This is a genomic window from Nocardia sp. (assembly GCF_025465275.1).
In the GTDB taxonomy this organism is placed as follows: domain Bacteria; phylum Actinomycetota; class Actinomycetes; order Mycobacteriales; family Mycobacteriaceae; genus Nocardia.
Genome location: NZ_JAODNK010000060.1, coordinates 1 through 24,250 on the forward strand (window position 1 = coordinate 1; position 24,250 = coordinate 24,250).

General features: G+C 66.9%; 22 protein-coding genes. 19 read left to right on the forward strand and 3 right to left on the reverse strand.

The genetic code is table 11. The features are described from left to right. Positions 1 to 96: 96 nt before the first annotated feature. The 5 genes from JWN03_RS13135 (at position 97) to ppnP (ending at position 7,025) form a co-directional block, all read left to right on the forward strand. Positions 97 to 1,692, forward strand: coding sequence for an ABC-F family ATP-binding cassette domain-containing protein (locus tag JWN03_RS13135; protein WP_297614147.1), 1,596 nt, complete (start codon positions 97 to 99; stop codon positions 1,690 to 1,692). 207 nt (positions 1,693 to 1,899) lie between these two features. After that, positions 1,900 to 4,260, forward strand: coding sequence for a RelA/SpoT family protein (locus JWN03_RS13140; protein ID WP_297614149.1), 2,361 nt, complete (start codon positions 1,900 to 1,902; stop codon positions 4,258 to 4,260). A 105-nt stretch (positions 4,261 to 4,365) separates the two neighbouring features. Continuing rightward, positions 4,366 to 5,157, forward strand: a complete 792-nt coding sequence (locus tag JWN03_RS13145; RefSeq protein ID WP_297614151.1) for a GNAT family N-acetyltransferase — start codon at positions 4,366 to 4,368, stop codon at positions 5,155 to 5,157. 161 nt (positions 5,158 to 5,318) lie between these two features. Beyond that, positions 5,319 to 6,644, forward strand: coding sequence for a serine/threonine-protein kinase (locus JWN03_RS13150; protein WP_297614153.1), 1,326 nt, complete (start codon positions 5,319 to 5,321; stop codon positions 6,642 to 6,644). 69 nt (positions 6,645 to 6,713) lie between these two features. Further along, on the forward strand, positions 6,714 to 7,025 hold the full coding sequence (gene ppnP, locus JWN03_RS13155) for a pyrimidine/purine nucleoside phosphorylase (RefSeq protein ID WP_297614155.1): 312 nt from the start codon (positions 6,714 to 6,716) through the stop codon (positions 7,023 to 7,025). Positions 7,026 to 7,085: 60 nt separating this feature from the next. Here the strand turns inward: ppnP and JWN03_RS13160 are convergent, their stop codons facing one another. Then, on the reverse strand, positions 7,086 to 7,991 hold the full coding sequence (locus JWN03_RS13160) for a dienelactone hydrolase family protein (RefSeq protein ID WP_297614157.1): 906 nt from the start codon (positions 7,989 to 7,991) through the stop codon (positions 7,086 to 7,088). Between the two features lie 92 nt (positions 7,992 to 8,083). On the opposite strand from JWN03_RS13160, the gene JWN03_RS13165 reads away from it, so the two are divergent. Continuing rightward, positions 8,084 to 9,061: a quinone oxidoreductase family protein gene (locus JWN03_RS13165; protein ID WP_297614159.1), complete on the forward strand. Its 978-nt coding sequence runs from the start codon at positions 8,084 to 8,086 to the stop codon at positions 9,059 to 9,061. Positions 9,062 to 9,160: 99 nt separating this feature from the next. Here JWN03_RS13165 and JWN03_RS13170 read toward each other — a convergent pair whose 3' ends face one another. Beyond that, positions 9,161 to 9,922 (reverse strand): 3-hydroxyacyl-CoA dehydrogenase, encoded by a 762-nt coding sequence (locus JWN03_RS13170; protein ID WP_297614161.1) that lies wholly within the window; start codon positions 9,920 to 9,922, stop codon positions 9,161 to 9,163. Between the two features lie 323 nt (positions 9,923 to 10,245). Here JWN03_RS13170 and JWN03_RS13175 point away from each other — a divergent pair, with 323 nt between their 5' ends. The 13 genes from JWN03_RS13175 (at position 10,246) to JWN03_RS13235 (ending at position 23,555) form a co-directional block, all read left to right on the forward strand. After that, positions 10,246 to 10,935, forward strand: coding sequence for a hypothetical protein (locus JWN03_RS13175; protein ID WP_297614163.1), 690 nt, complete (start codon positions 10,246 to 10,248; stop codon positions 10,933 to 10,935). 18 nt (positions 10,936 to 10,953) lie between these two features. Continuing rightward, a complete protein-coding gene (locus tag JWN03_RS13180) occupies positions 10,954 to 11,829 on the forward strand; it encodes a MinD/ParA family ATP-binding protein (RefSeq protein ID WP_297614165.1) in 876 nt (291 codons plus the stop codon). Beyond that, positions 11,826 to 12,479: a DUF6668 family protein gene (locus tag JWN03_RS13185; protein WP_297614168.1), complete on the forward strand. Its 654-nt coding sequence runs from the start codon at positions 11,826 to 11,828 to the stop codon at positions 12,477 to 12,479. The genes JWN03_RS13180 and JWN03_RS13185 overlap by 4 nt, the downstream gene beginning before the upstream one ends. Positions 12,480 to 12,573: 94 nt before the next feature. Continuing rightward, the gene (locus tag JWN03_RS13190; RefSeq protein WP_297614170.1) at positions 12,574 to 12,864 is read left to right on the forward strand and encodes a hypothetical protein; all 291 of its coding nucleotides are present in this window, start codon (positions 12,574 to 12,576) and stop codon (positions 12,862 to 12,864) included. Beyond that, the gene (locus tag JWN03_RS13195) at positions 12,864 to 13,127 is read left to right on the forward strand and encodes a hypothetical protein (RefSeq protein WP_297614172.1); all 264 of its coding nucleotides are present in this window, start codon (positions 12,864 to 12,866) and stop codon (positions 13,125 to 13,127) included. Before JWN03_RS13190 ends, JWN03_RS13195 begins: the two co-directional genes overlap by 1 nt. Positions 13,128 to 13,226: 99 nt before the next feature. Further along, positions 13,227 to 14,051, forward strand: a complete 825-nt coding sequence (locus JWN03_RS13200; protein ID WP_297614174.1) for a hypothetical protein — start codon at positions 13,227 to 13,229, stop codon at positions 14,049 to 14,051. A gap of 52 nt (positions 14,052 to 14,103) precedes the next feature. Next, a complete protein-coding gene (locus JWN03_RS13205) occupies positions 14,104 to 15,594 on the forward strand; it encodes a hypothetical protein (RefSeq protein WP_297614176.1) in 1,491 nt (496 codons plus the stop codon). After that, positions 15,591 to 17,081: an SCO6880 family protein gene (locus JWN03_RS13210; protein ID WP_297614178.1), complete on the forward strand. Its 1,491-nt coding sequence runs from the start codon at positions 15,591 to 15,593 to the stop codon at positions 17,079 to 17,081. The genes JWN03_RS13205 and JWN03_RS13210 overlap by 4 nt, the downstream gene beginning before the upstream one ends. Before the next feature lie 6 nt (positions 17,082 to 17,087). Next, positions 17,088 to 20,288 (forward strand): hypothetical protein, encoded by a 3,201-nt coding sequence (locus tag JWN03_RS13215; protein WP_297614180.1) that lies wholly within the window; start codon positions 17,088 to 17,090, stop codon positions 20,286 to 20,288. Next, positions 20,285 to 20,593, forward strand: coding sequence for a transposase (locus JWN03_RS13220; protein WP_297614182.1), 309 nt, complete (start codon positions 20,285 to 20,287; stop codon positions 20,591 to 20,593). Before JWN03_RS13215 ends, JWN03_RS13220 begins: the two co-directional genes overlap by 4 nt. A gap of 155 nt (positions 20,594 to 20,748) precedes the next feature. Beyond that, complete coding sequence (locus JWN03_RS13225) at positions 20,749 to 21,276, forward strand: hypothetical protein (protein ID WP_297614189.1); 528 nt, start codon at positions 20,749 to 20,751, stop codon at positions 21,274 to 21,276. A gap of 36 nt (positions 21,277 to 21,312) precedes the next feature. Further along, a complete protein-coding gene (locus JWN03_RS13230; protein ID WP_297614184.1) occupies positions 21,313 to 23,172 on the forward strand; it encodes a type IV secretory system conjugative DNA transfer family protein in 1,860 nt (619 codons plus the stop codon). Then, entirely contained in the window at positions 23,169 to 23,555 is a 387-nt protein-coding gene (locus tag JWN03_RS13235; protein WP_297614186.1) for a DUF4913 domain-containing protein, read from the forward strand. Before JWN03_RS13230 ends, JWN03_RS13235 begins: the two co-directional genes overlap by 4 nt. A 99-nt stretch (positions 23,556 to 23,654) precedes the next feature. Here the strand turns inward: JWN03_RS13235 and JWN03_RS13240 are convergent, their stop codons facing one another. Next, positions 23,655 to 24,209: a hypothetical protein gene (locus JWN03_RS13240; RefSeq protein ID WP_297614188.1), complete on the reverse strand. Its 555-nt coding sequence runs from the start codon at positions 24,207 to 24,209 to the stop codon at positions 23,655 to 23,657. Positions 24,210 to 24,250: the final 41 nt, after the last annotated feature.

A 24,250-nucleotide genomic window follows, 5' to 3' on the forward strand; every position in this document is an offset into this window, starting at 1 on the left:
TCCGATCGGAGACATTGCGTTGATTTCTTGAGGTAACCGCCGCGTGGCCCGCAGTTCGTGCGCGCCGCATTTTCGCGATTACCGCTGGGAGTCCGTATGTCATATCCCGTTATTTCTGTGTCCGATCTGACCTTTGCGTGGCCGGACGGCACCCCTGTCTTCGATGGTTTGGATGCGCTGCTCGGGCCCGGTCACATCGGCCTGGTCGGCGGCAATGGTGCTGGTAAATCCACTCTTTTCCGCCTGATCACCGGCGAACTCACGCCTGTGCGGGGTTCGGTGGCGGTGCCCGGACTGCTCGGCTATCTGCGCCAGGACCTCGGTCTGGCCGCTGGACAGCGGGTGGACGAGGTGCTCGGCATCGCCGATATCCGGAAAGCCTTGCACCGCATCGAAATCGGCGCGGGAATCGAGACCGACTTCGACACCGTGGGTGCGGGGTGGGATATCGAGGAGCGTGCGGTGGCGCTGCTCGGCAGGCTCGGATTGCACTATGTCGCAGGCGATATCGCGCAATTGGATCGTCGCTTGGACACACTCTCCGGCGGTGAGACGGTGCTGCTCGGCCTGGTGGCCGAACTACTGCGCGAACCCGAGGTACTGCTGCTGGACGAACCGACCAATAATCTCGACCAGCGTGCGCGGGAGCGCCTCTACGAGGTCGTCGGCCAGTTCTCCGGCACCGTGCTCACCGTCAGTCACGATCGTGAACTGCTCGAGCGCGTCGACTCCGTAGCCGAGTTGCGGCAGGGCGAAATCCGGGTGTTCGGTGGCAATTTCAGCGAGTACGAGCGCATGGTCGAGGCGGAGCAGGAGACTGCCCGCGCGGCCGTTCGCGATGCCCGCGGTGATGTGCGCAAGCAGGCGCGCGAATTGACCGAGACCCGCATCAAACTCGACCGTCGGCTGCGCTACGGCCAGAAGATGTTCGAGCAGAAGCGGGAGCCCAAGATCGTCATGGGGAACCGTAAACGCCAGGCGCAGGTCTCGGCCGGCAAGCTGCGCAATACCCATATCGACAAACTGGAGGAGGCGAAGGATCAGCTCACCGAAGCGCAGGAGAAACTGCGCGATGACCGGGAGATTCGCGTCGAACTGCCCGGCACCCGGCTCTACCCGGGCCAGGACGTGATCGAACTCGACGAGGTGGTGCTGGCCTGCGGTCCGACCGTGACCCTGAAGGTCACCGGTCCGGAGCGCATCGCGCTCACCGGTCGCAATGGCGTCGGCAAAACCACTCTGCTGCAACGCATCTGCGCGGAATCGCCGAAGGTGCCGTGGCGGCTGCTGCCGCAGCGCCTCGATGTCTTCGACGAGGAGCTGTCGGTATTCGAGAATGTCGCCGCCACCGCACCACACGCTTCGGCGGAACAGATTCGCGCCCAGCTGGCCCGCTTCCTGTTCCGGGGGTCCGACGCCGATATCGCCGCCGGCGCGCTGTCCGGCGGGGAGCGGCTGCGGGCGGCCCTGGCCATGATCCTGTTGGCCGAGCCCGCCCCGCGACTGCTGCTGCTCGATGAGCCGACCAATAATCTGGACCTGCCGAGCCTGCGGCATCTCGCCGAGGCGCTGGCGGCTTTTCAGGGCGCGCTCATCGTTGTCAGTCACGATCCGCGCTTCCTCGCGGAGATCGGTGTGACTCGCCGCGTAGAGCTCTCGGCGGAGGGGCTGACGGATGTCCCGGTCAGCTGAGGGATGCGAGTTCGAGATCGGAGCAATCCGGACGCAATGCCGCGTCGAAGACGCTGCGGGAGAGAGTAGGGTCGATCTCTCCGGCCAGGTCCGGGTAGGCGGCGTTCGGCGTTCCGGTCTCGAAACGTTTCCAGGACTAAAGTAGGTGGTCTACGTGGTTGGACGGTCCGGTACGGTGTTCCGATCGAGGCCGGGAGAGGTGGTGGCATGACACAGAATTTGGAGCAGGCGAACGCCGGGCAATCGGAGGAGAACGGCGCAGCCGCTACTCCGCAGCCCGGTGCTCCGGTGCGTCCCGCCTCGGCCGCTGTCCCTACCTCCGCATCCCGTCGCGTCCGTGCCCGCCTCGCCCGTCGGATGACCGGGCAGCGCGGCATCGCTGCCGTCAAGCCGGTGCTCGAGCCGCTGGCCACCGTGCACCGCGAGCTGTATCCGAAGGCGAATCTCGCTCTGCTGCAACGGGCTTTCGACGTTGCCGACGAGAAGCACCAGCACCAGTTCCGTAAGTCCGGCGACCCGTACATCACGCACCCGCTGGCCGTCGCGAATATTCTGGCCGAGCTCGGTATGGACACCACCACGCTGGTGGCGGCATTGCTGCATGACACGGTCGAGGACACCGGCTACGCGCTGGAGGATCTGACCGAGGAGTTCGGCACCGAGGTCGCGCACCTCGTCGACGGCGTCACCAAGCTGGACAAGGTCAATCTGGGTGCGGCCGCCGAGGCCGAGACCATCCGCAAGATGATCATCGCCATGGCGCGGGACCCGCGCGTGCTGGTGATCAAGGTCGCCGACCGGCTGCACAATATGCGCACCATGCGCTTCCTGCCGCCGGAGAAGCAGGCCAAGAAGGCGCGCGAAACCCTCGAGGTGATCGCCCCGCTGGCGCACCGGCTCGGTATGGCCACGGTCAAATGGGAGCTGGAGGACCTCGCGTTCGCGATCCTGCACCCCAAGAAGTACGACGAGATCGTGCGCCTGGTCGCCGACCGCGCGCCCTCACGTGACACGTACCTGGCCAAGGTGCGGTCCGAGATCGTCAGCAGTCTGACCGGGAACGGCATCAATGCGATCGTCGAGGGTCGCCCCAAGCATTACTGGTCCATCTATCAGAAGATGATCGTCAAGGGTAAGGACTTCGACGACATCCATGACCTGGTGGGTATTCGCATCCTCTGTGATGAGGTGCGGGACTGCTATGCCGCTGTCGGCGTGGTGCATTCGCTGTGGCAGCCCATGGCCGGGCGCTTCAAGGACTACATCGCGCAGCCGCGCTACGGCGTCTACCAGTCGTTGCACACCACCGTGGTCGGTCCGGACGGCAAGCCGCTGGAAGTGCAGATCCGCACCCAGGACATGCACCGGACCGCCGAGTTCGGCATTGCCGCGCACTGGCGGTACAAGGAGACCAAGGGCAAGCACTCCAATGACTCGACCGAGGTCGACGATATGGCGTGGATGCGGCAGCTGCTGGACTGGCAGCGGGAGGCGGCGGACCCGGCCGAATTCCTGGAGTCGCTGCGCTTCGATCTGAAGTCGCCGGAGATATTCGTCTTCACCCCCAAGGGCGAGGTCATCACTCTTCCGCAGAAGTCCACCCCGGTGGACTTCGCTTATGCCGTGCACACCGAGGTCGGCCACCGCTGCATCGGCGCGCGCGTCAACGGGCGGCTGGTCGCGCTGGAACGGCAGCTGGAGAACGGTGAGGTCATCGAGATCTTCACCTCGAAGGCGCAGAATGCCGGACCCTCCCGCGACTGGGCGAACTTCGTCGTCTCGCCGCGTGCCAAGGCCAAGATCCGGCAGTGGTTCGCCAAGGAGCGTCGCGAGGAGGCTTTGGAAGCGGGTAAGGACCAGATCTCCAAGGAGGTCCGCCGCTCCGGACTGCCGCTGCAGCGCCTCATGAGCGCCAATGCCATGACCTCGCTCGCGGCCGAGCTGCACTACGCCGATATCTCCGCCCTCTACACCGCGGTCGGCGAGAATCAGGTGTCGGCGCATCACGTCGTGCAGCGTCTCATGGCGCAGCTCGGCGGGGTCAGCGATGTGGAGAACGAGCTCGCCGAACGCTCCACTCCGTCCACGGTGCCGTCGCGACAGCGGCTCACCGGTGATGCGGGCGTGGAGATTCCGGGCGCGCCCGGCACCGTGTCCAAGCTGGCCAAGTGCTGCACACCGGTGCCCGGCGACGAGATCATGGGCTTCGTGACCCGCGGCGGCGCGGTCAGCGTGCATCGCACCGATTGCACCAACGCGGATTCCCTTCGCGCGCAACCGGAACGGATCATCGACGTCAAATGGGCGCCGTCCCCGTCCTCGGTCTTCCTGGTCGCCATCCAGATCGAGGCCCTGGACCGCACCCGTCTGCTCTCGGACGTCACCAAGGTCCTGGCTGACGAAAAGGTCAATATCCTGTCCGCCGCAGTCACCACTTCCGGTGACCGCGTGGCCATTTCGAAGTTCACCTTCGAGATGGGCGACCCGAAACACCTCGGCCACCTCCTGAACGTGGTCCGAAACGTGGAAGGCGTCTACGACGTCTACCGCGTAACCTCGGCCGCCTGACACCATCTCGCTGCGCGGCGCCTTCCCTGCGGGAGGACGCCGCGCAGTCGTCTGTGCGGTCGAAAATCAGCTGCGTCGGCGTTGGGTGCGCACTAGCGTGGCCGGGTGGCCGACATTGCATCTCTTCTTGCTGCCTACGACGACCAGCTGCGAGCAGCGGAGATCGGGAACCTGCCACCCGGCGCCCGGGCCGAGCGGGACGGGCCCATCTATCGGGTGGTCGGACTCGCGCAGCGCGGGTTCATCAGCGGCCCAAGGGATCTCGGACTCTGTGGCCCGGCCCTGGATGGCGTGATCGCACGCCAGCGGAGCTTCTTCGCCGCTCGGGGTGAGGCGGTGGAGTGGAAAACCCGGGCCCATGACCTACCGGCCGATGTGCCGCAGCGACTGCTGTCCGCCGGCTTCGTACCGGAAGACCGCGAGACCGTGCTCATAGGCGTTGCCGCCGAACTGCCCGTCCTGAACGCTCTCGCCCCCGACGGCGTCACCCTCCGGGAGGTCCACGCCGACGCCGATATGCACCGCATCGCCGAACTGTCCTCCGAGATATGGGACGAGGACCGCAGCTGGCTCGCCGCCTCCTTGATCGACCAGGTTCGTGCTGATCCGGACCGGACCGTCGTGGTCGTCGCAGAGGTAGGTGACCAAATGATCTCGGCAGCCCGGCTGGAGATCGAACCCGGCACCGAATTCGCGGGCCTGTGGGGCGGTTCCACCCTCCCCGCCTGGCGCGGCCGCGGCATCTACCGCGCCCTGGTAGCCCACCGCGCCCGCCTAGCCACCGCCCGCGGCATCCACTACCTACACGTCGACGCCACCGAAGACAGCCGCCCGATCCTCCAGCGCTGGGGCTTCACCGCCGTCACCACGACCACTCCCTATGTGTGGACACCATAAAAGGTGCTGCATCTTCGGAGTGCTTGTGGCGCTGTGGAAGTCGGCATGGCGTAGGTTCGCGCGGATCTGCCGCTGACAACGACACAATCGAGTGCGCAGCCTACGATCATCGTGCACACCGCGGCGGGGTGTGCGAGTGATCGGGGGTCTATATGGCTGGAATGTTCGAACCAGCCCATTCGGTATGCGGCCGATACCGCCTTGTCGAGGTGCTGGGCTCGGGTGGCTTCGGGCGGGTGTGGCGAGCGCACGACGAGGCGCTCAATGTCGAAGTGGCGCTGAAGGAAGTGACCTTCGCGCGGATTCTGCCGGACGAGGAACATCAGGAACTGCTGCTGCGCGCGAAACATGAAGCGCGCAATGCTGCCCGCCTGCGCGATCATCCCAATATTGTCGGGGTCTACGACGTGGTGATCGAAAGCGGCATTCCCTGGACGGTCATGCAGATCGTCAACGGACAATCGCTGGAACAGCGGGTGCGGTCGAAGGGGCCGCTCACGGTCGAGGAGACCGCCCGCGTTGCCGAGGCCATGCTGAATGCGCTGGAGGCCGCGCACCATGCCGGAATCGTGCATCGTGACGTGAAGCCCTCGAACGTCATGCTGGCGGCGAACGGCAAGATCCTGCTCACCGACTTCGGTATCGCGGTACACGAATCCGACACGCTGGTCACCAAGACCGGGGTGCTGATCGGTTCGATGGAGTACCTGGCCCCCGAGCGGACCGGCGAGCGTGTGACAGCGCCGTCGAGTGATCTGTTCTCGCTCGGCGCGACACTGTATTACGCGGTGACCGGCACCTCGCTCTATCACCGGGACAATGTGACGGCCACGCTGAGTGCACTGCTGTTCGAGCCGGTGCCTGCCATACCGGCCGCGGGTCGGCTCGAACCGATGATCACCGCTCTGCTGGCGAAGGATCCGGCCCGGCGTCCCACCGTCCGCGCCGCCCAGGGCATGCTCCATCGAGCGCCTGATCGAACACCCCGAGCCACCGTCGCCCTGGCAGTCGCTGCGCCGATGATCGTGGAAACCCCTGCCGCCGAGAATGATCCAAACCCCGCACCGGCCGAGCTGCACCTGCCGCCGAGGCCGACCCAGCGGCGGCGGTGGGCTCGTATTTCGATCGGTGTCGGTGTCGCCGTCGTCGTGATTTGCCTCGCGACGACGCTTCTTTATCGAAATAGTGTCTGGTTCTCGAGGTTCGCCGACGAATCGCTGAATCTCGCTGACGGTCTTTCGATTTCGCCCGGTCACTGCCTCAGGCAGGCAGACAGCGCGAACCCGCCACGCAAGGCGATTCCCTGTGCCGCGGGCGAGGCGACCTGGACGATCCTCGACGAGCTCGTCCTCACCGGATCCGGACTGAGCGCCGAATCCTCGCAGGCGGCCGTCGACTTCAGCGACAGGTGCTACGACAGGGGCGGTATGTCGTTCAACTACCGATCTGCCGCTGACCTGGAGGTGTGGTGTCTCGAGCGGCGCTAGGGCCTCGTGGCGGGGTGGGGATGTGGTCGACGGTAGGGTGGTCTGTCCCCGTTACCAGCAGGAGAGTTCATGACCGCGTTCGAGAATGTCAGTGTCACGAAGAAGGCGAATGTCTACTTCGACGGCAAGTGCGTCAGCCACAACATCGTGTTGGCCGATGGCACCAGCAAGTCGGTCGGGGTCATTCTTCCGGCCACGCTGACGTTCACCACCGGGGCGCCGGAGATCATGGAGCTGCTCGAGGGTGAGTGCAAGGTGACGCTCGCGGGTGCGGAGGAGACCGTGGTCTACCGCGGTGGCGAGACGTTCTCGGTGGCGGGCGACAGCTCGTTCCAGATCGAGGTCATCGAGCCGGTGCATTACGTCTGCCACTTCGGCTGAGTTACCGCGTACTACGCCCGCGTCATCCGATCGGATCACGCGGGCGTTCTTGTGTCGCGGTCAGACCAGGTAGCGGGCGTACCAGTCGGTGACGCGCTGCCAGGCTTCGGCGGCCGCGGCGGGTGCGTAGCGCGGGCCGGTGTCATTGAAGAACGCGTGGTCGGCATTGGGGGCCACGAAGAAGTCGTGCTCGGCGCCGATCTTGTTCAAGGCTGCCTCCGCCGCGGGGCGGGAGGCGTCGACGCGGCTGTCGAGCGCGCCGTAGATTGCCAGGACCGCGGCCTTGGTGGCGATTTCGCCGCCGTCGGGGAACGGGCCGTAGAACGGGGTGGCGGCCGCCAGTTGCGGGGTGCCGGTGGTGAGCAGCAGCCAGGTGAGGCCGCCGCCGAAGCAGAACCCGGTGGCGCCCAGCTTCTTTCCCGGTGTGCGCTGTGCGAGTTCGGCGACGCCCGCCTGTAGATCGGCGATGAAGCGTTCCTGCGGGAGTTTGCCCAGCGCCGCGGTGGCTGCCGCTTCTTCGCTGAAGGTGGCGGTGCCGCCTTCTTCCGAGAGCAGGTCGACCGCAAGCGCGTTGTATCCGATACCGGCGAAACGGCCTGCGATGGAGCGGATGTGGTCGGTGAGCCCGCGGTTTTCATGGATGACCAGCACTCCGCCGCGCGGTTGCGCGGCCGCCGCCCACGCGGCCTGGAGGGTACGGCCGTCCGGCCCTGCGAAGGTGATCGGGCTGGTCGGTAGCGCGGTACTCGATCCCGGAGGTGCGGTCGGCGGCGCCGCTGAGGTGGATGTTGCTGGGGGAGAGGAGGACTGGCCGGCCTTGTCGGCGCAGGCCGCCAGGAGCGCCACCGCGGCGGGTGCTCCCACTCCGAGCATGCCCAGCCGCCGCAGCGCCTCGCGGCGACTGAACAGCCCCTCGGCGTGGTCGGTGGCAATTTCCTCTGCGATATAGCGCTGCAGCGGCGTCATGCCAGACAGCCTAGGCGGCGAGCGGGGAATGCAAACCGCATGCCGTCGTTATGCTTGCACGTTGCTGTTTTTCGGGATGTGGAGGTCGCGGCATGCGCGGTGTGCGTTTCGATGAGTTCGGTGGGCCGGAGGTCTTGCGGCTGGTGGAGCTCGAGCCGCCGGAGCCGGGTGCGGGCGAGGTGACCATCGATGTCGCCTATGTCGGGGTGAATTTCGCGGATCTGCAGGCCCGGTCGATCGGCTATCGGGTGGCGGGGCTGCCGTTCGTACCGGGACTGGAGCTGTCCGGTCATGTGCGGGCCGTCGGCGCGGGGGTCGAGGGATTGACCGTGGGTCAGCAGGTCGCCGCCATTACCGAGGGCGGCGCGTACGCGGAGGTGGCCGTCGCCAAGGCCGCGACGGTGTTCCCGGTGCCCGAGGGCGTCGACTTGCGTACTGCCGCCACACTTCCCACGGTGCTGCCGACCGCCTATGCCCTCGTGCATACGGTCGGTCGTGTGCAGCCGGGGGAGACAGTTCTGGTGCAGGCCGCCGCCGGCGGTGTCGGCACGGTGGCCGGTCAGGTGGCCAAGCTGGCCGGAGCCGGTGCGGTGTACGGCGTGGTTTCCAGTGCGGCCAAGGCCGATTACGCCCGCAAGCTCGGTTATGACGATGCGTTCCTGAGCGACACTTTCGACGCTGATGTCCGCGCTGCCACCGGCGGTCGCGGCGTCGATCTGGTGCTGGATCCGGTGGGCGGGCAGACCCTGCAGCGCGGGCTGGATTCGTTGGCGCTGTTCGGCAGGCTGGTCTCCTTCGGCAATGCGGGCGGTGAGCCCGCCTGGCAGGTCGGCCAGCCGCAGCTCTACCCGCGCGGCCGTTCGATCGCCGGATTCTCGATCCTCAGCCTGACGGCGAACGAACCGGAGGTGCTGCGCGAAATTGCTTCGCGCGCCTTCGAATTGGTCACAAGCGGTCAGGTGGATCTCCCTATCACCGCCGAATTCCCGCTCGCCGAGGTTGCCGAGGCTCATCGCCTGATGGAGAGCCGCACTTCGACAGGCAAGCTCATCCTCTCCCTCGCGGCATGAACCCCCGGCCGAACGGCCGAGTGCCTCAGGCATTCCGGGTAGTGCCAGCCGAAACCGGCCGGGAGTTAACAACTCCCGGCCGGTTTCGCGGGTAATTCTTTAGCGCGGAGCCATGCGGATTGCGCCGTCGAGACGGATGGTCTCGCCGTTCAGCATCGGGTTCTCCACGATGTGGCGAACCAGTGCGGCGAACTCGGCCGGATCGCCGAGGCGGGCCGGGTGCGGAACCTGTGCGCCGAGCGCGGCAATGGCCGAATCGGGCAGGGTGGCGAACAGGGGCGTGTGGAACAGCCCCGGCGCGATCGTCATGACGCGAATCTTGAGCGGCGCCAAGTCCCGGGCGACCGGAAGCGTCAAGCCCACAATGCCGCCCTTGGAGGCTGAGTAGGCGGCTTGACCGATCTGTCCGTCGTACGCGGCCACCGAGGCGGTGTTCACGATGACGCCGCGCTCGCCGTCGGCCTCCTCGGTCGCCGAGATGCGTTCGGCGGCCAGGCGGATGACGTTGAACGTCCCGATCAGGTTGACATTGATGATCTTCTTGAACGAGTCGAGCGGGAACGCGCCCTGCTTGCCGACCGTCTTGATGGCATTGCCGATTCCCGCGCAGTTCACGGCAATTCGCAAGGTGCCGAGGGCCGAGGCGGCGTCCAGCGCGGCGGTGACATCCTCTTCGCTGGTCACGTCGCCGGGCGAGAACACCACGCGCTCACCGAGTTCCTCGGCCACAGCCTTGCCGTCGGACGAGGGCAGGTCGATGATCACGACCTGCACGCCGGCCGAGTGCAGTTCGCGCACCGTGGCCAGGCCGAGTCCCGACGCGCCACCGGTTACGACCGCGGCGATGTCTGCTGTCTTCACAAAACCTCCAAATAGCTTGTCTTGTGAATGTAGATTCTTGTGTGGCGGTGCGTAAGAGCGGGTCCCCGGCGTGGTGTGCACAGGCCGCTGACGGGCCTGCTATCGCGCACGCGCGTGGAATACGAGGAGTGCCTTCCGGCGCGTCGAGTCGCTGGAATCCTGCACATGCGAAATAATTTCTGATCGGGACCGTCTTGACTGCGACGCAACCGGCGGCGCGGTGACGGTGGGCCGTCCTGCGACACCGACCGTCCGTCACGACCGACCGCCGAGAGGGTCCGACGATGCAGCATGACGCGCCTGGCTCCACGGATAACCGAGCAATGTTGAAGTCGTACAAAAAGGTTTCGCGCTGGTATCCCGCGCTGGAGCCCGCTCCGCAGGGCGCTGCGCCATCGGAGGTCGAGGGCACGGCGCTCGGGTCCGCGGAGGCGCACGGCGAGACCGCTTTCGGTGAGACCCTCGCGAGCGACGAGGGCCCGGCTCGCTTTCCGCACTACATTCGGGACGACGAGCCCGATCTCGATTTCCCCCCGGTACCGGAGTCGGTATTGCGCCGCACACACTTCAGTGGCGCCTGGTCCGATTGGATGACCGATCACGAGTCCGCTTCCTACACACCGAAACTGCGCTACCGCGGTTCCACGGTCGTGGAATTTCCGGGCGACGGCGACGATGACGAGGCGCGAGGGAACGTGGCCTCGGCGCTATTGGACGCCGTCGACACGGACGCTGCCGCGACGACACGCGCGGTGCCGGTCTCGCGCGACCGATACAGGCGCCGACGCTTTTTCGCACTCGCTTTCTTGATTGTTGCCATCCTGTTGCTGGCTGCTGCCGGAGGAGTTGCTCTCTATGTGCTCAACTCACACAGTGGCACTTCGCAATCCATCGGCACACTCGGAGCGGACGCCCGTTCCGGTCCGAGTGACCTCCCGGCGGCGTACAACGAAATGACGGCGACCGTGGCGATCGGCGACCATATCCCCGCCGCAGGCATTCCGGCTGGATAAGAGGGAGAGCTGAGAACGATGGATCAGGACTGGAGCCGCTGGCTCGACGAGGTGCCCGAGGAGGGCGAATCGTCAGGCCGTGCCGCGCGTTCCAAGGCTCCGGTAGTGCGCTTGCGTAAGCGCCGCGGCGATTCCGGCGAGGCCGGTCCGGCGCAGCGCCCGATTTTGGTGGTGGGTGGCTGCGGTGGCGCGGGCACCACCACGACGGCCCTCGGCATCGCGGGTGAGATCGGCGCCGCCGGTGCGCAAACGGTAGCCGTGGACGCCACTTTCGCGGGCAGCGATCTCGCATTGCGGGGCGCTGACGAGCATTTGAGCCCGATCAGCCTGCAGGCGTGGCTCTACGGCCGCGGTGACGACGAAGCCGCGCCACTCAAGGAATGCCTCTCGCGGGCGACCTCCGGCATCGGCCTGCTGTGGCGCGATCCGGCCCCGCTGCGCCGCCGCGCCACCTATCTCACGGTGGCGCGTGCGATCGACGACTCCGGTTATGCGCCGGTCTACGACGGCGGCAGCCCCATCGCCAGCCGGCATCTGCGCCCACTGCTCGAAGACGGGGATATCGCTCTGGTGCTGTCGATTCCGGCCCGAGCGGACGCCGCCAACCGGTTGCGGGTGACGCTGGAGTGGCTCGACGATCAGTTCGGCGGCCCCGGCGAGGGGCAGGGTGACGGAATCGTCGGCGATACCACAATTGTTGTCTCACATCAGTTGCCGGGCGGTGATTCTCGGGTCGCTGACCATTTGCGGGAACACCTCGACGGCTGGGTTGGTGATATTCGCGAAGTACCGTACGACCCCCACCTCGCTCGCGGAGAGCTTGTGCGGCACGGGGATCTGGCTAACGAGACACGCCGGGCATATCGCCGCCTGCTTGCTGGGGTGGCATCATGACCGCAGCCATGAAGGAACGTCGACCCTCCCCCGAAACCGCTATGGCGGCAGGTGTGGTGCCACCCCCGGAAGCCCGCCGCGCACCGATTTGGGACCGCCCCGTACCCGGCGGTGGCCGCGCTCCACTGGTGTGGTTGCTCGGTGTGCACGGCGGCGCCGGAGCCAGCACCCTCGCGCATCTGCTTGCGCCGGCGGCGGATTCGTATCGCCGCTGGCCCGGAGTCTTCGATCGCGAATCCCCGTTCGTCGTACTGGTCGCCCGCGAGACGATCTCCGGCCTGACCCGCGCCCACGATCTGCTGCGCCAGCATCACGCCGGCCTGGCCGGGCCGTGTGAGGTGCTGGGCCTGGTGACGGTGGCGGCGCGGCCGGGGCGAATTCCGGTGGAGATCCGCCGCTATCGCGATGTGGTCGGTTCACTGGCCGGCCAGGTATGGCAGGTGCCGTGGCACGAGGAGTGGATGCTGGTCGAGCCCGATCAGCTGCCGGTGTGGTCGCCGGCCGATCCGGTGCCGAATCAGCGCAAGCGGAAAACCGATGCGCTGCAGGAGATTACCTCCGACATCTGGGAGCTGGGCTCGGACATCGTGGCGGCGGCTCAGGACGCGCTCGATGCCCCCCGGCCGGACGCCTCGGATCCGGAGGAGTGATCATAGTGACTGTTGGAATGCGTTGTGCCCGAAGAGGTTCCCTAATCCAAGGGGAGATTGTCACTAGCGGTTCGTATTTGGAAAAGGACAGACAATGAGCATGATCCTCGTCGTACACGACGCGTACACGCAGGTCCTCGCCCAGGTCGGCAATCCGACCCCCGAGGCTCCGCCCGCGTCGGACAAATTGCTGAAGCTGGTTCGTTACTTCACCTGGTTCGTCCTGTTGTCGGGAATCATGGGTATCACCTACGCGGGCGGCAGATTCGCCTGGGAGAAGTGGTCAGGAGGCGGTTTGGAGTCGCCGAAGATGGTGGCGGGAGCCATGATCGGCGGGATCATCGCGACCAGTGCGGGCACGATCATGAACGCTGTGATCACCTAGTGTCCGCCGCAGTTGCCGTGCTGGCATACAAGCAGATGCCGGCCGATGTCCTTCGGCCGATGATGCAGCTGATCGACTGGCTGCTGTGGTGCGTGCTGCTGTTCTGCCTGGCCTGGATGATCCTGTCCGCCGGCAAGCTGTGGTACCACTTCCGCGGTGATCTGGCCGCCAACGAAGCCACGCACGGGGTGGTGATGAGCCTGCTGGGCGCCATCATGGCGAGTTCGGCCAGCGCTATCGCGCTTGCGTTTCTGCCTGCATAGAGGGTTCGGTCCGCACACCTTGTCTAGCACTGAAATGTCCAGCACTGAAATGTCCAGTACTGAAATGTCTAGTGACATACATACTTCGGAGGCGTCGTCATGAACGAGAAGGAGTCGCCCGAGCGCGACCGCATCTCGTTCGGCGTCATTGCCTCGGCGGCCGTGGTGATCCTGATCATCGTCGTGGGCGTCGTGGTGTACATCGGGCGTGACGACAGCCCCTCCGCTACGAAACCCGACGGTACGGCGCCGACCGTCTCCGATGCGGGCGCGACCGGCTTCGCGGCACCCGAGGTGGATCTGTTCGGCCGCCGCGTCGACATCCCCAACAATGTTGCCGGGCAGCCACTTCCACAAGATGTGCGCAAGCAGCACAAGCCCTCGGATCAGGACTGGCTGACCGCCGCCCCGGCGGGCACCGTCGATCCGGACGGCTGGCAGCGGGTCTACGGCGCCTCGGTGCCGTTCTCCACCTCCGACGGCCCGTCGCGTTTGGAAGACGGTCTGGCGGTGGGTTATTCCCATACACCGCAGGGTGCGGTGCTGGCCGCCGCACAGATCACCTACCGGCTCAATGCCCGGCCCGCCGATCGTGAGCTCTATGTGCGGCAGGTGCGGGTCTCGGCGCAGCAGGTGACCGCGTACGACCAGGCCCTGGCAGATCAGCGGCTGCCGAAACAGCAGCCGGAGAAGGTAACCCGATACCTGGTGGCGTCCGACGGCTTCCAGGTCGAGAACTACGCCGACGATATGGCGATCGTCCGGCTCGCGGCGCGCGGGCCGGTTGTCGACAATAGACAGCTGTGGGCGGCCGTACGGCTGATCATGGTGTGGGATGCCGGGGATTGGCGGCTCAAGCCGTCGACCTCCAAGACCTCGCAGACCGAGTACGTGGATTCCCTTGCGGGGTGGACCCGGTGGTAACGGAACGAATGGTGAATGAAGTGGCCCTGCGACCCTTCGAGGGGTGGACCATATGGTGAGGCGCATTCTCACGATCTTCGCGGTCGTGTTCACCGTCATGATCGCGACACCGACGGTGGCGTACGGACAGACCTACGGGTTCGACCAGGCGTGCAACGACTTACACGATTCGCTCGACGGTCTCGGTATCCCCGGGGTAAGCCTCGGTGACGCGGCCTCGGCCGCCTGTAAGGCCGGCAATGTCGCCACCCACCCGACCGACGCGGCAGCCGCCGTGCGCGACAAGGCGTGGGACTCCACCTTCGGCAAGGTGGTGGATTCGCTGATGAACGGTCTGGGCGAGGCGCTGATCCTGGCGCTGACCTTCTGGATGAAGGTGCCCAACGATCGGATCAGTGACTCCGGCGCACTATTCACCAAAATCAACGACTACACCTATCAGCTACAGATTCTGCTGCTCATGGTGTCGGTGATCCTGTCCGGCATGAAACTCGCCGAAGCCAGACGCGGCGCCGCGGTCAGTGAGGCGGCGGAATCGTTCCGAATGTTCGCCCGGGTGGTGTTCAGTTCCTGGATGCTCGGGGCTGTCATCGTGGCGGGCACCCAGGCCTCGGACAAGTTCTCCGAGTGGGTGATCAATGACGCCACCGACGGCCAGGCCAAGAACATTGCCGAGCTCATGGTGAAAACCTCGAAGCTGCAAGCCTTCTCGCCCGGCCTGGTGCTGATCATCGCGATCGTCGGCCTGCTGGGCGCGCTCGCGCAGATTATTCTGGCCATCGTGCGCCAGGGCCTGCTGGTGGTCGCGGCGGGCGTGCTGCCGCTGGCGGCGGCGGCTTCGGGCACCTCGACCGGCCGGCAGTCCTATCCGAAGCTGATCAGCTGGATCATCGCCTTCATGCTGTACAAACCGGTGGCCGCGATCGTCTACATGATCGCGTTCACCACCGCCGGGCACGTGGACGATCTGTCCACCGCCGCGACGCTGCCGGACTCCGATCAGGCCCAGCGCATGCTGGTCGCGATCGTGCTGTTGTGCAGTGCCGCATTCGTGCTGCCCGCCCTGATGCGACTGGCCACCCCGGCCGTGGCCATCGTGGGTAGCGGTGGTTCCGGTCTGACCGCGACCACCGGCACCCTGGTCGGTGTGGCCGCCATCGGTGCGGTCGGCAGCCGGGCCGTCGGCGGGCGAGCCATGGCCGGACCGGGCTCCGCCGGATTTGTCGGTCCCGGCCGCGGTCCGCGACCGCCGGGCGGTATCGGCGGCCGTGGCGGAGGCGGCGGTGGTGGTGGCGGAGGCGGTCCTCGTCCGTCGCCGGCGCCGGGCGGCGGTGGTGGTGCCGGTGCGGTCGCGAGTCCTGCGGCTTCCGGTGGATCGGCCGCAGTACCGTCAGGCGCGACACGGGCCGCAGCGAATCGCGTCGCTCAGGTACGAGCGGCGACCGCGGGCCTGAACCGGGCCGATGCGACCGCGGGTGACCTGGCCGGCGACCGCTGGGCCAACCGTTCCCCCGACCTCGGCAGGAGCACCATTCCGCGATGACCATGACCGACACCTACGAGCGCCGCTCGTACGGACTGTGGCAGAAGCCGCGCAGCGCAGGACTTTTCGGCCTGCGCTGGGGCGAGACCGTGGTCGGTTTCGCCGTCGTGATCACCGGTCTGCTGACGGCGATGATCGCCGGCCCCAAACCGGCGCTGTTCGTCGCCGGACTCGGCCTGATCGTGATGACTCCACTGGTGTGGCGGACGGGGGGCCGCTCCGGCTACGAGAACGGATTGATGATGTTCCATTGGTTGCGGGGCCGCGGCAAGGGCGAACACGTCTACCGCGGTGGCCGATTCTCCCGGATTCCGGGCGGTGTGACCCGGCTGCCGGGCCTGATGGCTCCGTCGCGCCTGTACGAGGGCATCGACGCCGGCGGTTACAGCTTCGGCATGATTCACCTACCCCAGTTCGGCCAGTACACCGTCGTTTTGCGGGCGTGGCCGCAGGGGCACGAGGCCGTCGACCAGCCGGTGATCGATCGCTGGGTGTCGGCCTGGGGCACCTTCCTGGCCTCGCTCGGGCAGACCTCCGACATCGTGGCCGTGGTGCCGGTGATCGATACCGTCCCCGAGACCGGAAACCGTTTGCTCACCGAGGTTTCCGCCATCACCCGGCCCGAGGCGCCGGAACTGGCACAGCAGATCATGTACGAGTTGGCGACCGAACTGCCGCAGGAGCGGGTGCAGTTGCTGCCGCGTGTGGCCATCACCTTCAAGGCCACCACCGCCGAACGCCGCAAGAACCCCGCGGAGGAGGCGGTCGAGATCGGCCGCCGGCTGCCGGGCATCTGCGCGGCGCTGGCCGAGGCGGGCGTGCGCTGCCAGCCCATGTCGGCCGATGACGTGATCTCCTACATTCGGCGCAGTTACGACCCGGCCTCGCAGGCCGACCTCGAGGTCGCCTCCGGCGAACCCGGTGGGCACGGCCTGGATTGGGCCGATGCCGGGCCGGTCTCGCACGAAGAGCGCTGGGACCACTTCATTCACGACGGCGGTCGCTCGGTCACCTGGGAGATGGATACCGCTCCCGAGGGCGCTGTCGACGAACGTGTGCTGCAGCGCCTGCTCGCGCCGAATCCCGAAGTGCCGCGCAAACGTATCGCCATCGTCTTCCGGCCGCACTCGGCCGGCGATGCCGCCCAGATCGTCGACGACGACTTCAAGAACGCGCTCGTTGCTCAGCAGAGCGAACGCGGTGTCGTCTCGGCCGCCGCATCCATCCGGGTCGGCGCCACCCAGCAGGCCCGAGAGGAACAGGCCCGGGGTCACGGTGTGACCCGCTTCGGGGCATTGGTGACCATCACCGAACCCCTGCGCGGCGACCTGCCGCGCATCGAAGCCATCACCCGCGACCTGTCCACACAGGCGCGGCTGAAAATCCGGCGGTGCTACCGCTACCAGGCGGCCGCCTTCGCAGCCTCGCTCGGCTGCGGGGTGATCCTGCCGGAACACGCGACGATTCCGAAAGCACTTGCGGGGTGACCGTTCATGGCACGTGACTTCGAACCACCGGTGCGGGAACGCGATGCCGTTCCCGCCCGTCGTGCTGCCCGTCGTGAGGCGCAGCCGCCGGATGAGCCCGAGCTCGCTCTCGGCGATCCGGAGCAGGCGTATCCGGCGAGCCGGGTGGCCCGCGACGAGCACCGCCCACGTCGCGGCACGCTGCCCGACCGGCGCCTGCTCCGCCGCGACCCGCTTCCGGACGCCGATGCGCCCATCCGGCTCGGACCCCCCGACGAAGCGCAGGAAGGTGATTCGGACTCAGCGGCATCAGCGCTCGAACTCGACGCGCCGGATCGCGAACGCTCCTCCTACGACGCGCTCCGCGCCTCGGCGCCCCGGGAGACCGAGGCAACCCCGGCACGTCATGAACCCGCCGCGGCACCATCGCCGGGCCGTGAACCACGAGGCGCCGCAGCCACTTCGGGCGGAGATCCCCAGGCCCTGGGGGAGACCCCGGGTCTGGACGCTCGCACCACAGCAGCGGCTTCCGGTCGGGAGCCGCGGGCCGGGGCGGAATCCTCGGTGCGTGAGCGGGCTGAAAACACCTCGCGTCCAGGTGATCTGGCGGCGGCTGCTCCCTCGGACTCGGCGGGGCCGCAAGCTTCTGCGGTGGTGGGGGATTCGGCGGTAAGTACAGAAGGTCTCAGCGTCTCGGAACAGACGGAGCGTGAATGTGCGCCCCGCGTGGTGACCGAAGGTGCGCGCCCGCGCGATTCGGATCGAGTCGAGGGGGAGCGTATGGATGGGGAAGGTACTCGCGGCGTCGACGCCGTGGATCAGATAGTTCCGCCTGCGCTGGAATCCGGTGGGCCGGAACCGGATCGAATCGCGGAGCGGCCGGAGGCCGAGGCCACCCCGCGCCGTCGGCGCGGGGCGGAAGCCCCTCGCGGGGAGCTGGGGGAACCGCAGCCGGGGCATGAGATAGCGCGTGTCGGGGAACCGACTGCGCGCAAGCATCACGGCGAGCGAGAAGGCCGCCACTCCACCGATATCGAAGGTCGCGGGCGAGGTGCGGACGCGCCGGGTCGTGAGCGCCGCCGGGCGCCGGGCGGTGAGGGTCAGCGTGGCGAGGGCAGGCACGCACCACGCGCCGACGGCCGGGAGCCGCAACGCGCGCCCGGCCGGGAGCCGCGCCGCGCGGACGGGCCGGATCCGCAGCGCTCCGCAGGTGCGGAAGCGCCACGCGGTGAAGGTGCACCACGCGCCGAGGGCCGGGAAGCGCAGCGCCCCAGGCCCACCGATGCCGATCGAGTGCATCTGGGCGGCCGCACCGGGACGCCCGGGCGTCCCCGCCGACCGCGCCCCGAGGGGGAAGCGGCCGATCGTCCGGAGCGCAGCCGCCAGGCCCGCTCTCGTCCGGAGCGGCCCGCCACCGAGGAGCAGAAGCGCACTGCCGCGCGGAAGACCAAGAGCGATAAAGCGGCTCAGTCGAAGGCCGCCAAGACCGCTGCCGCCAAGCGCCGGGCCGCGGCCAAGAAGAAGCAGTCCGGTCCCAAGCTGCTCGACGACGCGGCCCGCGCGAAGCTGGAGGTGGTGGCGCGCGAGCAGAACGGTCTGCGCGCGGCCTGGGCGACCTTCCGCCTGCACACCGATGATCTGCGCCGCCGCAATTTCGCGGCCCGCGCGGAACGCATGGAGTACGGCAGCGTCGACGAATTCGACCGCACCACAGCACAACTCACCGACCGTGGCTATATCGGCGCGGGCGGCGGGCGGATGAACGTGATCGGCCGTCCGGTCGAATACCGCGCCACCACAGCGCAGGTCGCGGGCCTGTGGCCGTGGTCGGTGGGTGCGGGTGCGCCCCTCATCGGCACTCCGCTCGGCTCACATCTGCACACCGGTGCGCCGGTCTGCTTCGACCCGATGAACTGGTTCATGCGCGGCAGCTTCATCACCGCGCCGAGCCTTTTCGTGCTGGGCCTCAATGGTTTCGGTAAGTCCTCGCTGGTGCGCCGCATTGTGCTCGGCGGTGTCGCGCAGGGCATTACGCCGCTCATCCTGGCCGACGTCAAACCCGACTACCGCAAGCTGGTGGAGCTGGTCGACGGCCAGGTCATCGATCTGGGTTACGGCCACGGCAAGCTCAATCCGCTCGCCGCCGGCGTACTCGGCTCCATCGTCCCGATGCTCGATGATCTGCCCGAACTGCAGGTGCAGGTCATGCAGGAGCTACGCGCCCGCCAGACCACACTGGTCGCCGGTCTGGTGGAGCTGGTTCGCGGTGCGCGCGTACGCGATTACGAGGAGACGCTGCTCTCGACCGCGCTGCGTATCCTCTACCGCACGGGCAGCGAATTCAGCCCCGACAAGCCGCCCATCATCGAGGATCTGCTCACCGTGATCGTCGCGGGCGGGGACGAGATGCAACTCGACGCCGGCGCCGACAATGCCGAGGAATACCAGAACGCCATCAAGGGCCTGCGCCGTTCGCTGCGCGCGCTCACCCAGGGCCCGTTCGGCGCGGTCTTCAACGGGCAGACCACCACTCCCATCGATACCACCGCCACCGCGGTCTGTATCGACGTCTCGCACATCCCCAGCGGCGACAAGAAGCTCAAGGCCGCGGTCATGCTGGCCTGCTGGGCCGACGGTTTCGCCTCGGTGGAGGCCGCGCACGTGCTCGCCGACGCCGATCTCGGCCCGCAGCGCTACTTCCAGGTTGTCATGGACGAGCTGTGGCAGGTGCTCGGCCTGGGCGACTTCATGGTCGACCGGGTGGACGAACTGACCCGTCTGCAGCGCGGTATCGCCACCTCGCTCATCATGATCAGCCACACCATCAAGGATCTGCAGTCCCTCGGCTCGGAGGCCGCCATCTCCAAGGCCCTCGGCTTCCTGGAACGCGCGCGCGCCAAGATCTTCGGCGCGCTGCCGGCCGAGGAGATCCAGCGACTGGATTCGACCGTCCCGTTCACCTCCGCCGAGGAGGACATGGTGACCAGTTGGTCTGCGCCGCAGGCCCTCACCGGCGAGGCGCTCAAACCGGGCCAGCATCGGCCACCCGCACCGGGCACGGGCAAGTTCCTGCTCAAGATCGGTGAGGACCGCCGCCCCGGCATCCCGTTCCAGATGGAGTTCACGCCCTCCGAGAAGGAGAGCGGAATCCACGACACCAACCAGCGTTTCAGCGAATTCACCGAATCCACCGCCCGCCGCGGCACCGACGACGGGAGTGCCGCATGATGCCGCATCGGTCTTATCGGAGAGTCTCGCCCGAGGTCAGACAGGCCGCGGTCGAATCGGTCATCGCACTCACCGGCAAATTGCGGTCCGAGTCCGAGGCCTGCCGGGCGGTCGCCGATCAGATCGGCGTGCACACCAATTCGGTGCGCAACTGGGTCCGCGCCGCGGAGAGCCCGGGCCTGGAACGCATGGACGCGATTGCCCTGCGGCGCAAGGTGGCACTGCTACAGCAGCAACTGGCCGCCGCCGCCGAGATGAATCGCAGCCTGGTGGAGACCTTGCACGACGCCAAGCGGGGCGTATGACCGCGTGCGGTCCAGGGCATATGACCGCGTGTCGCGAGTGCGGACACGCCGACTCGGCAAACCCGCTGGTATCGCCCGGGCGCCGATCTCAGCGACTAGCCTGGAGGTCGGTGCGGTCCGTCCTCGGGAATGGCCAACACGCGAACCGGGTGGTGATGCTGGTGGTAGGCGTCGCAATGCTGGTGTCCGCGTGCGGCAGTGGCGGCGGAAGCGGCTCGGGTCCGAGTCAGCTGCAGCCGCCCACATCCACGACCCGGCTGCTGCAGAGCGCTCCGACACCCGACCCCACCACCCCCGACGGGGTGGCGGTGGCGGCGCTGCGGGAGATCTACACGTGGTATCCGGCTACCGAGTCGCAATCGGCCGCGCTGGCGCGGGCGCGGAAATGGCTGGGTCCCACGCTGATCCGTACACTGGACACACCACCCACGAGCGCCGAGACGCCGAAGGCGACGCTGCAGTGGGCCGATTGGGGCAAGGCCGGGGCACATGTCGAGGCATTCGTATTCGCCTCGGGTGAGACGGCTCCGCCGGGCGCGGATCCGAATCGGCAGCAGTACAAGATCGGTATAGAGCAGACGGTCGTCTCTCCGGACGGACGGCGTGAGCCGCTACCGGCCGGTACGGTCGTCGCCACCGTAGTACGCACCAACGGCAGCTGGCTGCTCGATGAATTCCACTGAGCAGCAACGAGATACAGGTCATCCAGGAGGCTAGAGATGGCGAAGAAACCGCTGAAGGACCCGGCTGATCCCGGTCCGGACACCACCCTGCATCTGATCTATGCGGCGGGTGTGATCCTCGGAACCCTGTGGCTGTCAATGCAACTGGGTAACCTGCTGTCTTCCCCCAGGCAAACCATTCCGATCAACCCGATCGCGCTGGGCGTCGCGCTGGGCAAGGGCACTCTGCACTGGCCCGTGTTCTCCACCGTCATCCTGGTGCTGGTCGTCGTGGCCGCCCTCGCCTACGTCTTCCTGAAGCGAAGGATGAAGACGCGCAAGGCCGTCGGGCGACTGCCGGTGGACGATAAGGCCGACCACATGGGCTCCGGCGGCGCCATCAGCGCGCTCACCGAGGCCGGTGTGCGTGCGAAGGCGGATCAGCTCGGTATGCGGCTGGGCCGCAACGATATTCCCGGGGTGCCCATCGGTATGTCGGTCGCCGACAACTGCATGCTGTACGGCTCCTACGAGGATCTGCACATCGATATCTGGGGTCCGCGGCAGGGCAAGACCACTTCACGCGTGATCCCGGCGATCCTGGCCGCCATCGGACCGGTGGTGGTCACCTCGAACAAGCGCGATGTCGTGGACGCCACCCGCGATGTGCGCGACAGCAAGGGCAGCCCCATCTTCATCTTCGACCCGCAGGACATCGCGGGCGATCCGATGAATTCCGATGACCGGGCGCATAACTGGTTCTGGGATCCGCTGGCCTGGGTCGACGCGCACAATTCCGGTTGTGAGGTGCGGGCCGCACGACTGGCCGGGCACTTCGCCGACGCCTCCGACATGTCCGGCTCGGTCACCACCTCCACGGACAGCTATTTCGATCAGGAAGCCGAGGATCTGCTCGGCGGACTCTTCCTGGCGGCGGCGGTGGACGAACGCCCGATCACGCAGATCTGGGACTGGGTCACCAACCCGCTCGATACCGAACCGATCGAATTGTTGCGCCGTTCCGGGCGGTTCCACTTCGTCGCCTCGGGTCTCGCGCAGCAGTACAACGTCGACGATCGCACGCGCAGTGGTGTTTTCGGCACGGCCAAGAAGATGGTCGGCTGTCTGCGCATGTCCAATGTGCACCGCTGGATCTCCCGGGAATTCGGTGGTCAGCAGTTCGACGAACTCGCCTTCATTCGCGACAACGGCACCCTGTACTGCCTCTCGCTGGAGGGTCGCGGTTCGGCGGCGCCACTGGTCAGCGCGCTCACCGAGGCGGTCATCGATATCGCCATGCGTGAGGCGTCCCGTTCGCACGGCGGCCGGCTGGAGATCCCGCTGCTCGCGGTGCTCGACGAGGCCGCGAATGTGGTGCGCTGGAAGGATCTTCCGAAGCAGTACAGCCACTTCGGCTCGCGCGGCATCGTGGTCATGACCGTGCTGCAGTCCTGGGCGCAGGGCGCCCGCTGCTGGGGTGTGGACGGTATGGAAGCGCTGTGGGCCGCCGCCAATGTCAAGGTGCTCGGCAGCGGTGTGGACGACACCAAGTTCCTGCAGGAGCGCTCCGAGGCCATCGGCGATTACGACAGCATTTCCTCGTCGGTCTCGGAATCCTCTGGCGGCAAGAGCTATTCGCGTTCTCTCGGTTCCTCGCGCACCTTCAATGTGCACGGTCTGGCCACCCTGCCGCGTGGCCGTGCCATCGTCTTCTCCTCCGGCGCACCGGCGGTGCTGGTGCGCACCGTGCCGTGGTGGGAGGGCGAATATTCCGACGAGGTGCAGAAGTCGATCACGCACCATGATCCGTCACCGCGTCGCAAGACCGAGATCGCTGATCTGATCGGCGAACCCTCACTGATCAAGGCCGAGCCGGCGTACGACGCCGGGCAGATTGAGGAGGTCCGGCCGCTGTGAACGAACAGCAGGAAACACCCATGGTCTACGCGAGCGTGGTCGAGTTCGTGGAAAACTATCTGAGCCTGGTGTACCGGCGGCAGGTCACCGATATCAGCGACACCGTGTGGTGTCCCGAATGGTGGAAGCACGCGGAGGCGGTGGCGCGACTGGATGCCATGTGGCGGTCCTGGGAGCACTTCCGCAAGGACGGCAAAACCGGTCTGAGCGTGTGGTTCCTGGATCACGCCGATCCGCATATGGCAAAGCTGTTCGACCCGAAGGGGCCGTTCAAGTACTGCAGTGTGCGCAACGGGCACAAGGACATGCTCACACCGTTGCCGCTGAAATCACCGCAGCAGGGGCTGTTCAGCGATCCGAACATGGGTGATTTCCACATGTGAGCCGGGTCGCGCGTGATCGCGTTGTGGCGGATCGTCTTTCGAGCGATCCGCCGCTTTCGCGCTTCGTTTCGAAATTACAGCGTTTCGAAAATACAGCTGTCAGGAGCGAACGCGTTCGCGCCCACGGGCTTCCATCTCACGGGCCCGGCGCTGTGCCACCGCGGCCTCCTGGTCCTTGGCCCGCACGGCTTCCTGCGCCGACTGCGCCTGCCCGACTTCCATCAGCATGCGCACCGCGGCCAGTTCGGGCGCGATACCCATGCGGGAAAGATGTTGGGCCAGAGCGGTTCGGCGCTCGACGGAGTCGTATCGCGCGAGGGACTTGTTCGCGACGGCCTGGGTCGCGGCCATGCGGCCGGCCTCGGCCTGCGCGGCGAAGCGGTCCTTCTCGAGTGATACGCCCTTGTCCAGCGGCGGTTTTTCGATCATGCGCGCAAGTTCGACATTGCGCGGATCCTTGGCCTTCGCATCAGCGGCTTCCCGCAACTGACGCTCACGGCCTTCCTTCTGCCGGGCTTCGGTGACCTTGACGCGGGCTTCCGCTTCCTTCTGGCCACGTTCCCGGGTGCGCAGCGCGACAAGTGTCGCGAGCTGCAACATTTGCCTCATCATCGCCGCGGTTTCGCGGCCGATGTCGTCGAGTTCCTCGGCCATTGCCTGCTCCCCGATGCTGCAGTGATCACTATGGATGATTG

Bases quoted from the DNA above. Each gene is read 5' to 3' on its own strand.
- JWN03_RS13135 (WP_297614147.1), top strand. From the start codon at position 97: ATGTCATATCCCGTTATTTCTGTGTCCGATCTGACCTTTGCGTGGCCG.
- JWN03_RS13140 (WP_297614149.1), top strand. From the start codon at position 1,900: ATGACACAGAATTTGGAGCAGGCGAACGCCGGGCAATCGGAGGAGAAC.
- JWN03_RS13150 (WP_297614153.1), top strand. From the start codon at position 5,319: ATGTTCGAACCAGCCCATTCGGTATGCGGCCGATACCGCCTTGTCGAG.
- ppnP (WP_297614155.1), top strand. From the start codon at position 6,714: ATGACCGCGTTCGAGAATGTCAGTGTCACGAAGAAGGCGAATGTCTAC.
- JWN03_RS13160 (WP_297614157.1), bottom strand. From the start codon at position 7,991: ATGACGCCGCTGCAGCGCTATATCGCAGAGGAAATTGCCACCGACCAC.
- JWN03_RS13165 (WP_297614159.1), top strand. From the start codon at position 8,084: ATGCGCGGTGTGCGTTTCGATGAGTTCGGTGGGCCGGAGGTCTTGCGG.
- JWN03_RS13175 (WP_297614163.1), top strand. From the start codon at position 10,246: ATGTTGAAGTCGTACAAAAAGGTTTCGCGCTGGTATCCCGCGCTGGAG.
- JWN03_RS13180 (WP_297614165.1), top strand. From the start codon at position 10,954: ATGGATCAGGACTGGAGCCGCTGGCTCGACGAGGTGCCCGAGGAGGGC.
- JWN03_RS13185 (WP_297614168.1), top strand. From the start codon at position 11,826: ATGACCGCAGCCATGAAGGAACGTCGACCCTCCCCCGAAACCGCTATG.
- JWN03_RS13190 (WP_297614170.1), top strand. From the start codon at position 12,574: ATGAGCATGATCCTCGTCGTACACGACGCGTACACGCAGGTCCTCGCC.
- JWN03_RS13200 (WP_297614174.1), top strand. From the start codon at position 13,227: ATGAACGAGAAGGAGTCGCCCGAGCGCGACCGCATCTCGTTCGGCGTC.
- JWN03_RS13205 (WP_297614176.1), top strand. From the start codon at position 14,104: ATGGTGAGGCGCATTCTCACGATCTTCGCGGTCGTGTTCACCGTCATG.
- JWN03_RS13210 (WP_297614178.1), top strand. From the start codon at position 15,591: ATGACCATGACCGACACCTACGAGCGCCGCTCGTACGGACTGTGGCAG.
- JWN03_RS13215 (WP_297614180.1), top strand. From the start codon at position 17,088: ATGGCACGTGACTTCGAACCACCGGTGCGGGAACGCGATGCCGTTCCC.
- JWN03_RS13220 (WP_297614182.1), top strand. From the start codon at position 20,285: ATGATGCCGCATCGGTCTTATCGGAGAGTCTCGCCCGAGGTCAGACAG.
- JWN03_RS13225 (WP_297614189.1), top strand. From the start codon at position 20,749: ATGCTGGTGGTAGGCGTCGCAATGCTGGTGTCCGCGTGCGGCAGTGGC.
- JWN03_RS13230 (WP_297614184.1), top strand. From the start codon at position 21,313: ATGGCGAAGAAACCGCTGAAGGACCCGGCTGATCCCGGTCCGGACACC.
- JWN03_RS13240 (WP_297614188.1), bottom strand. From the start codon at position 24,209: ATGGCCGAGGAACTCGACGACATCGGCCGCGAAACCGCGGCGATGATG.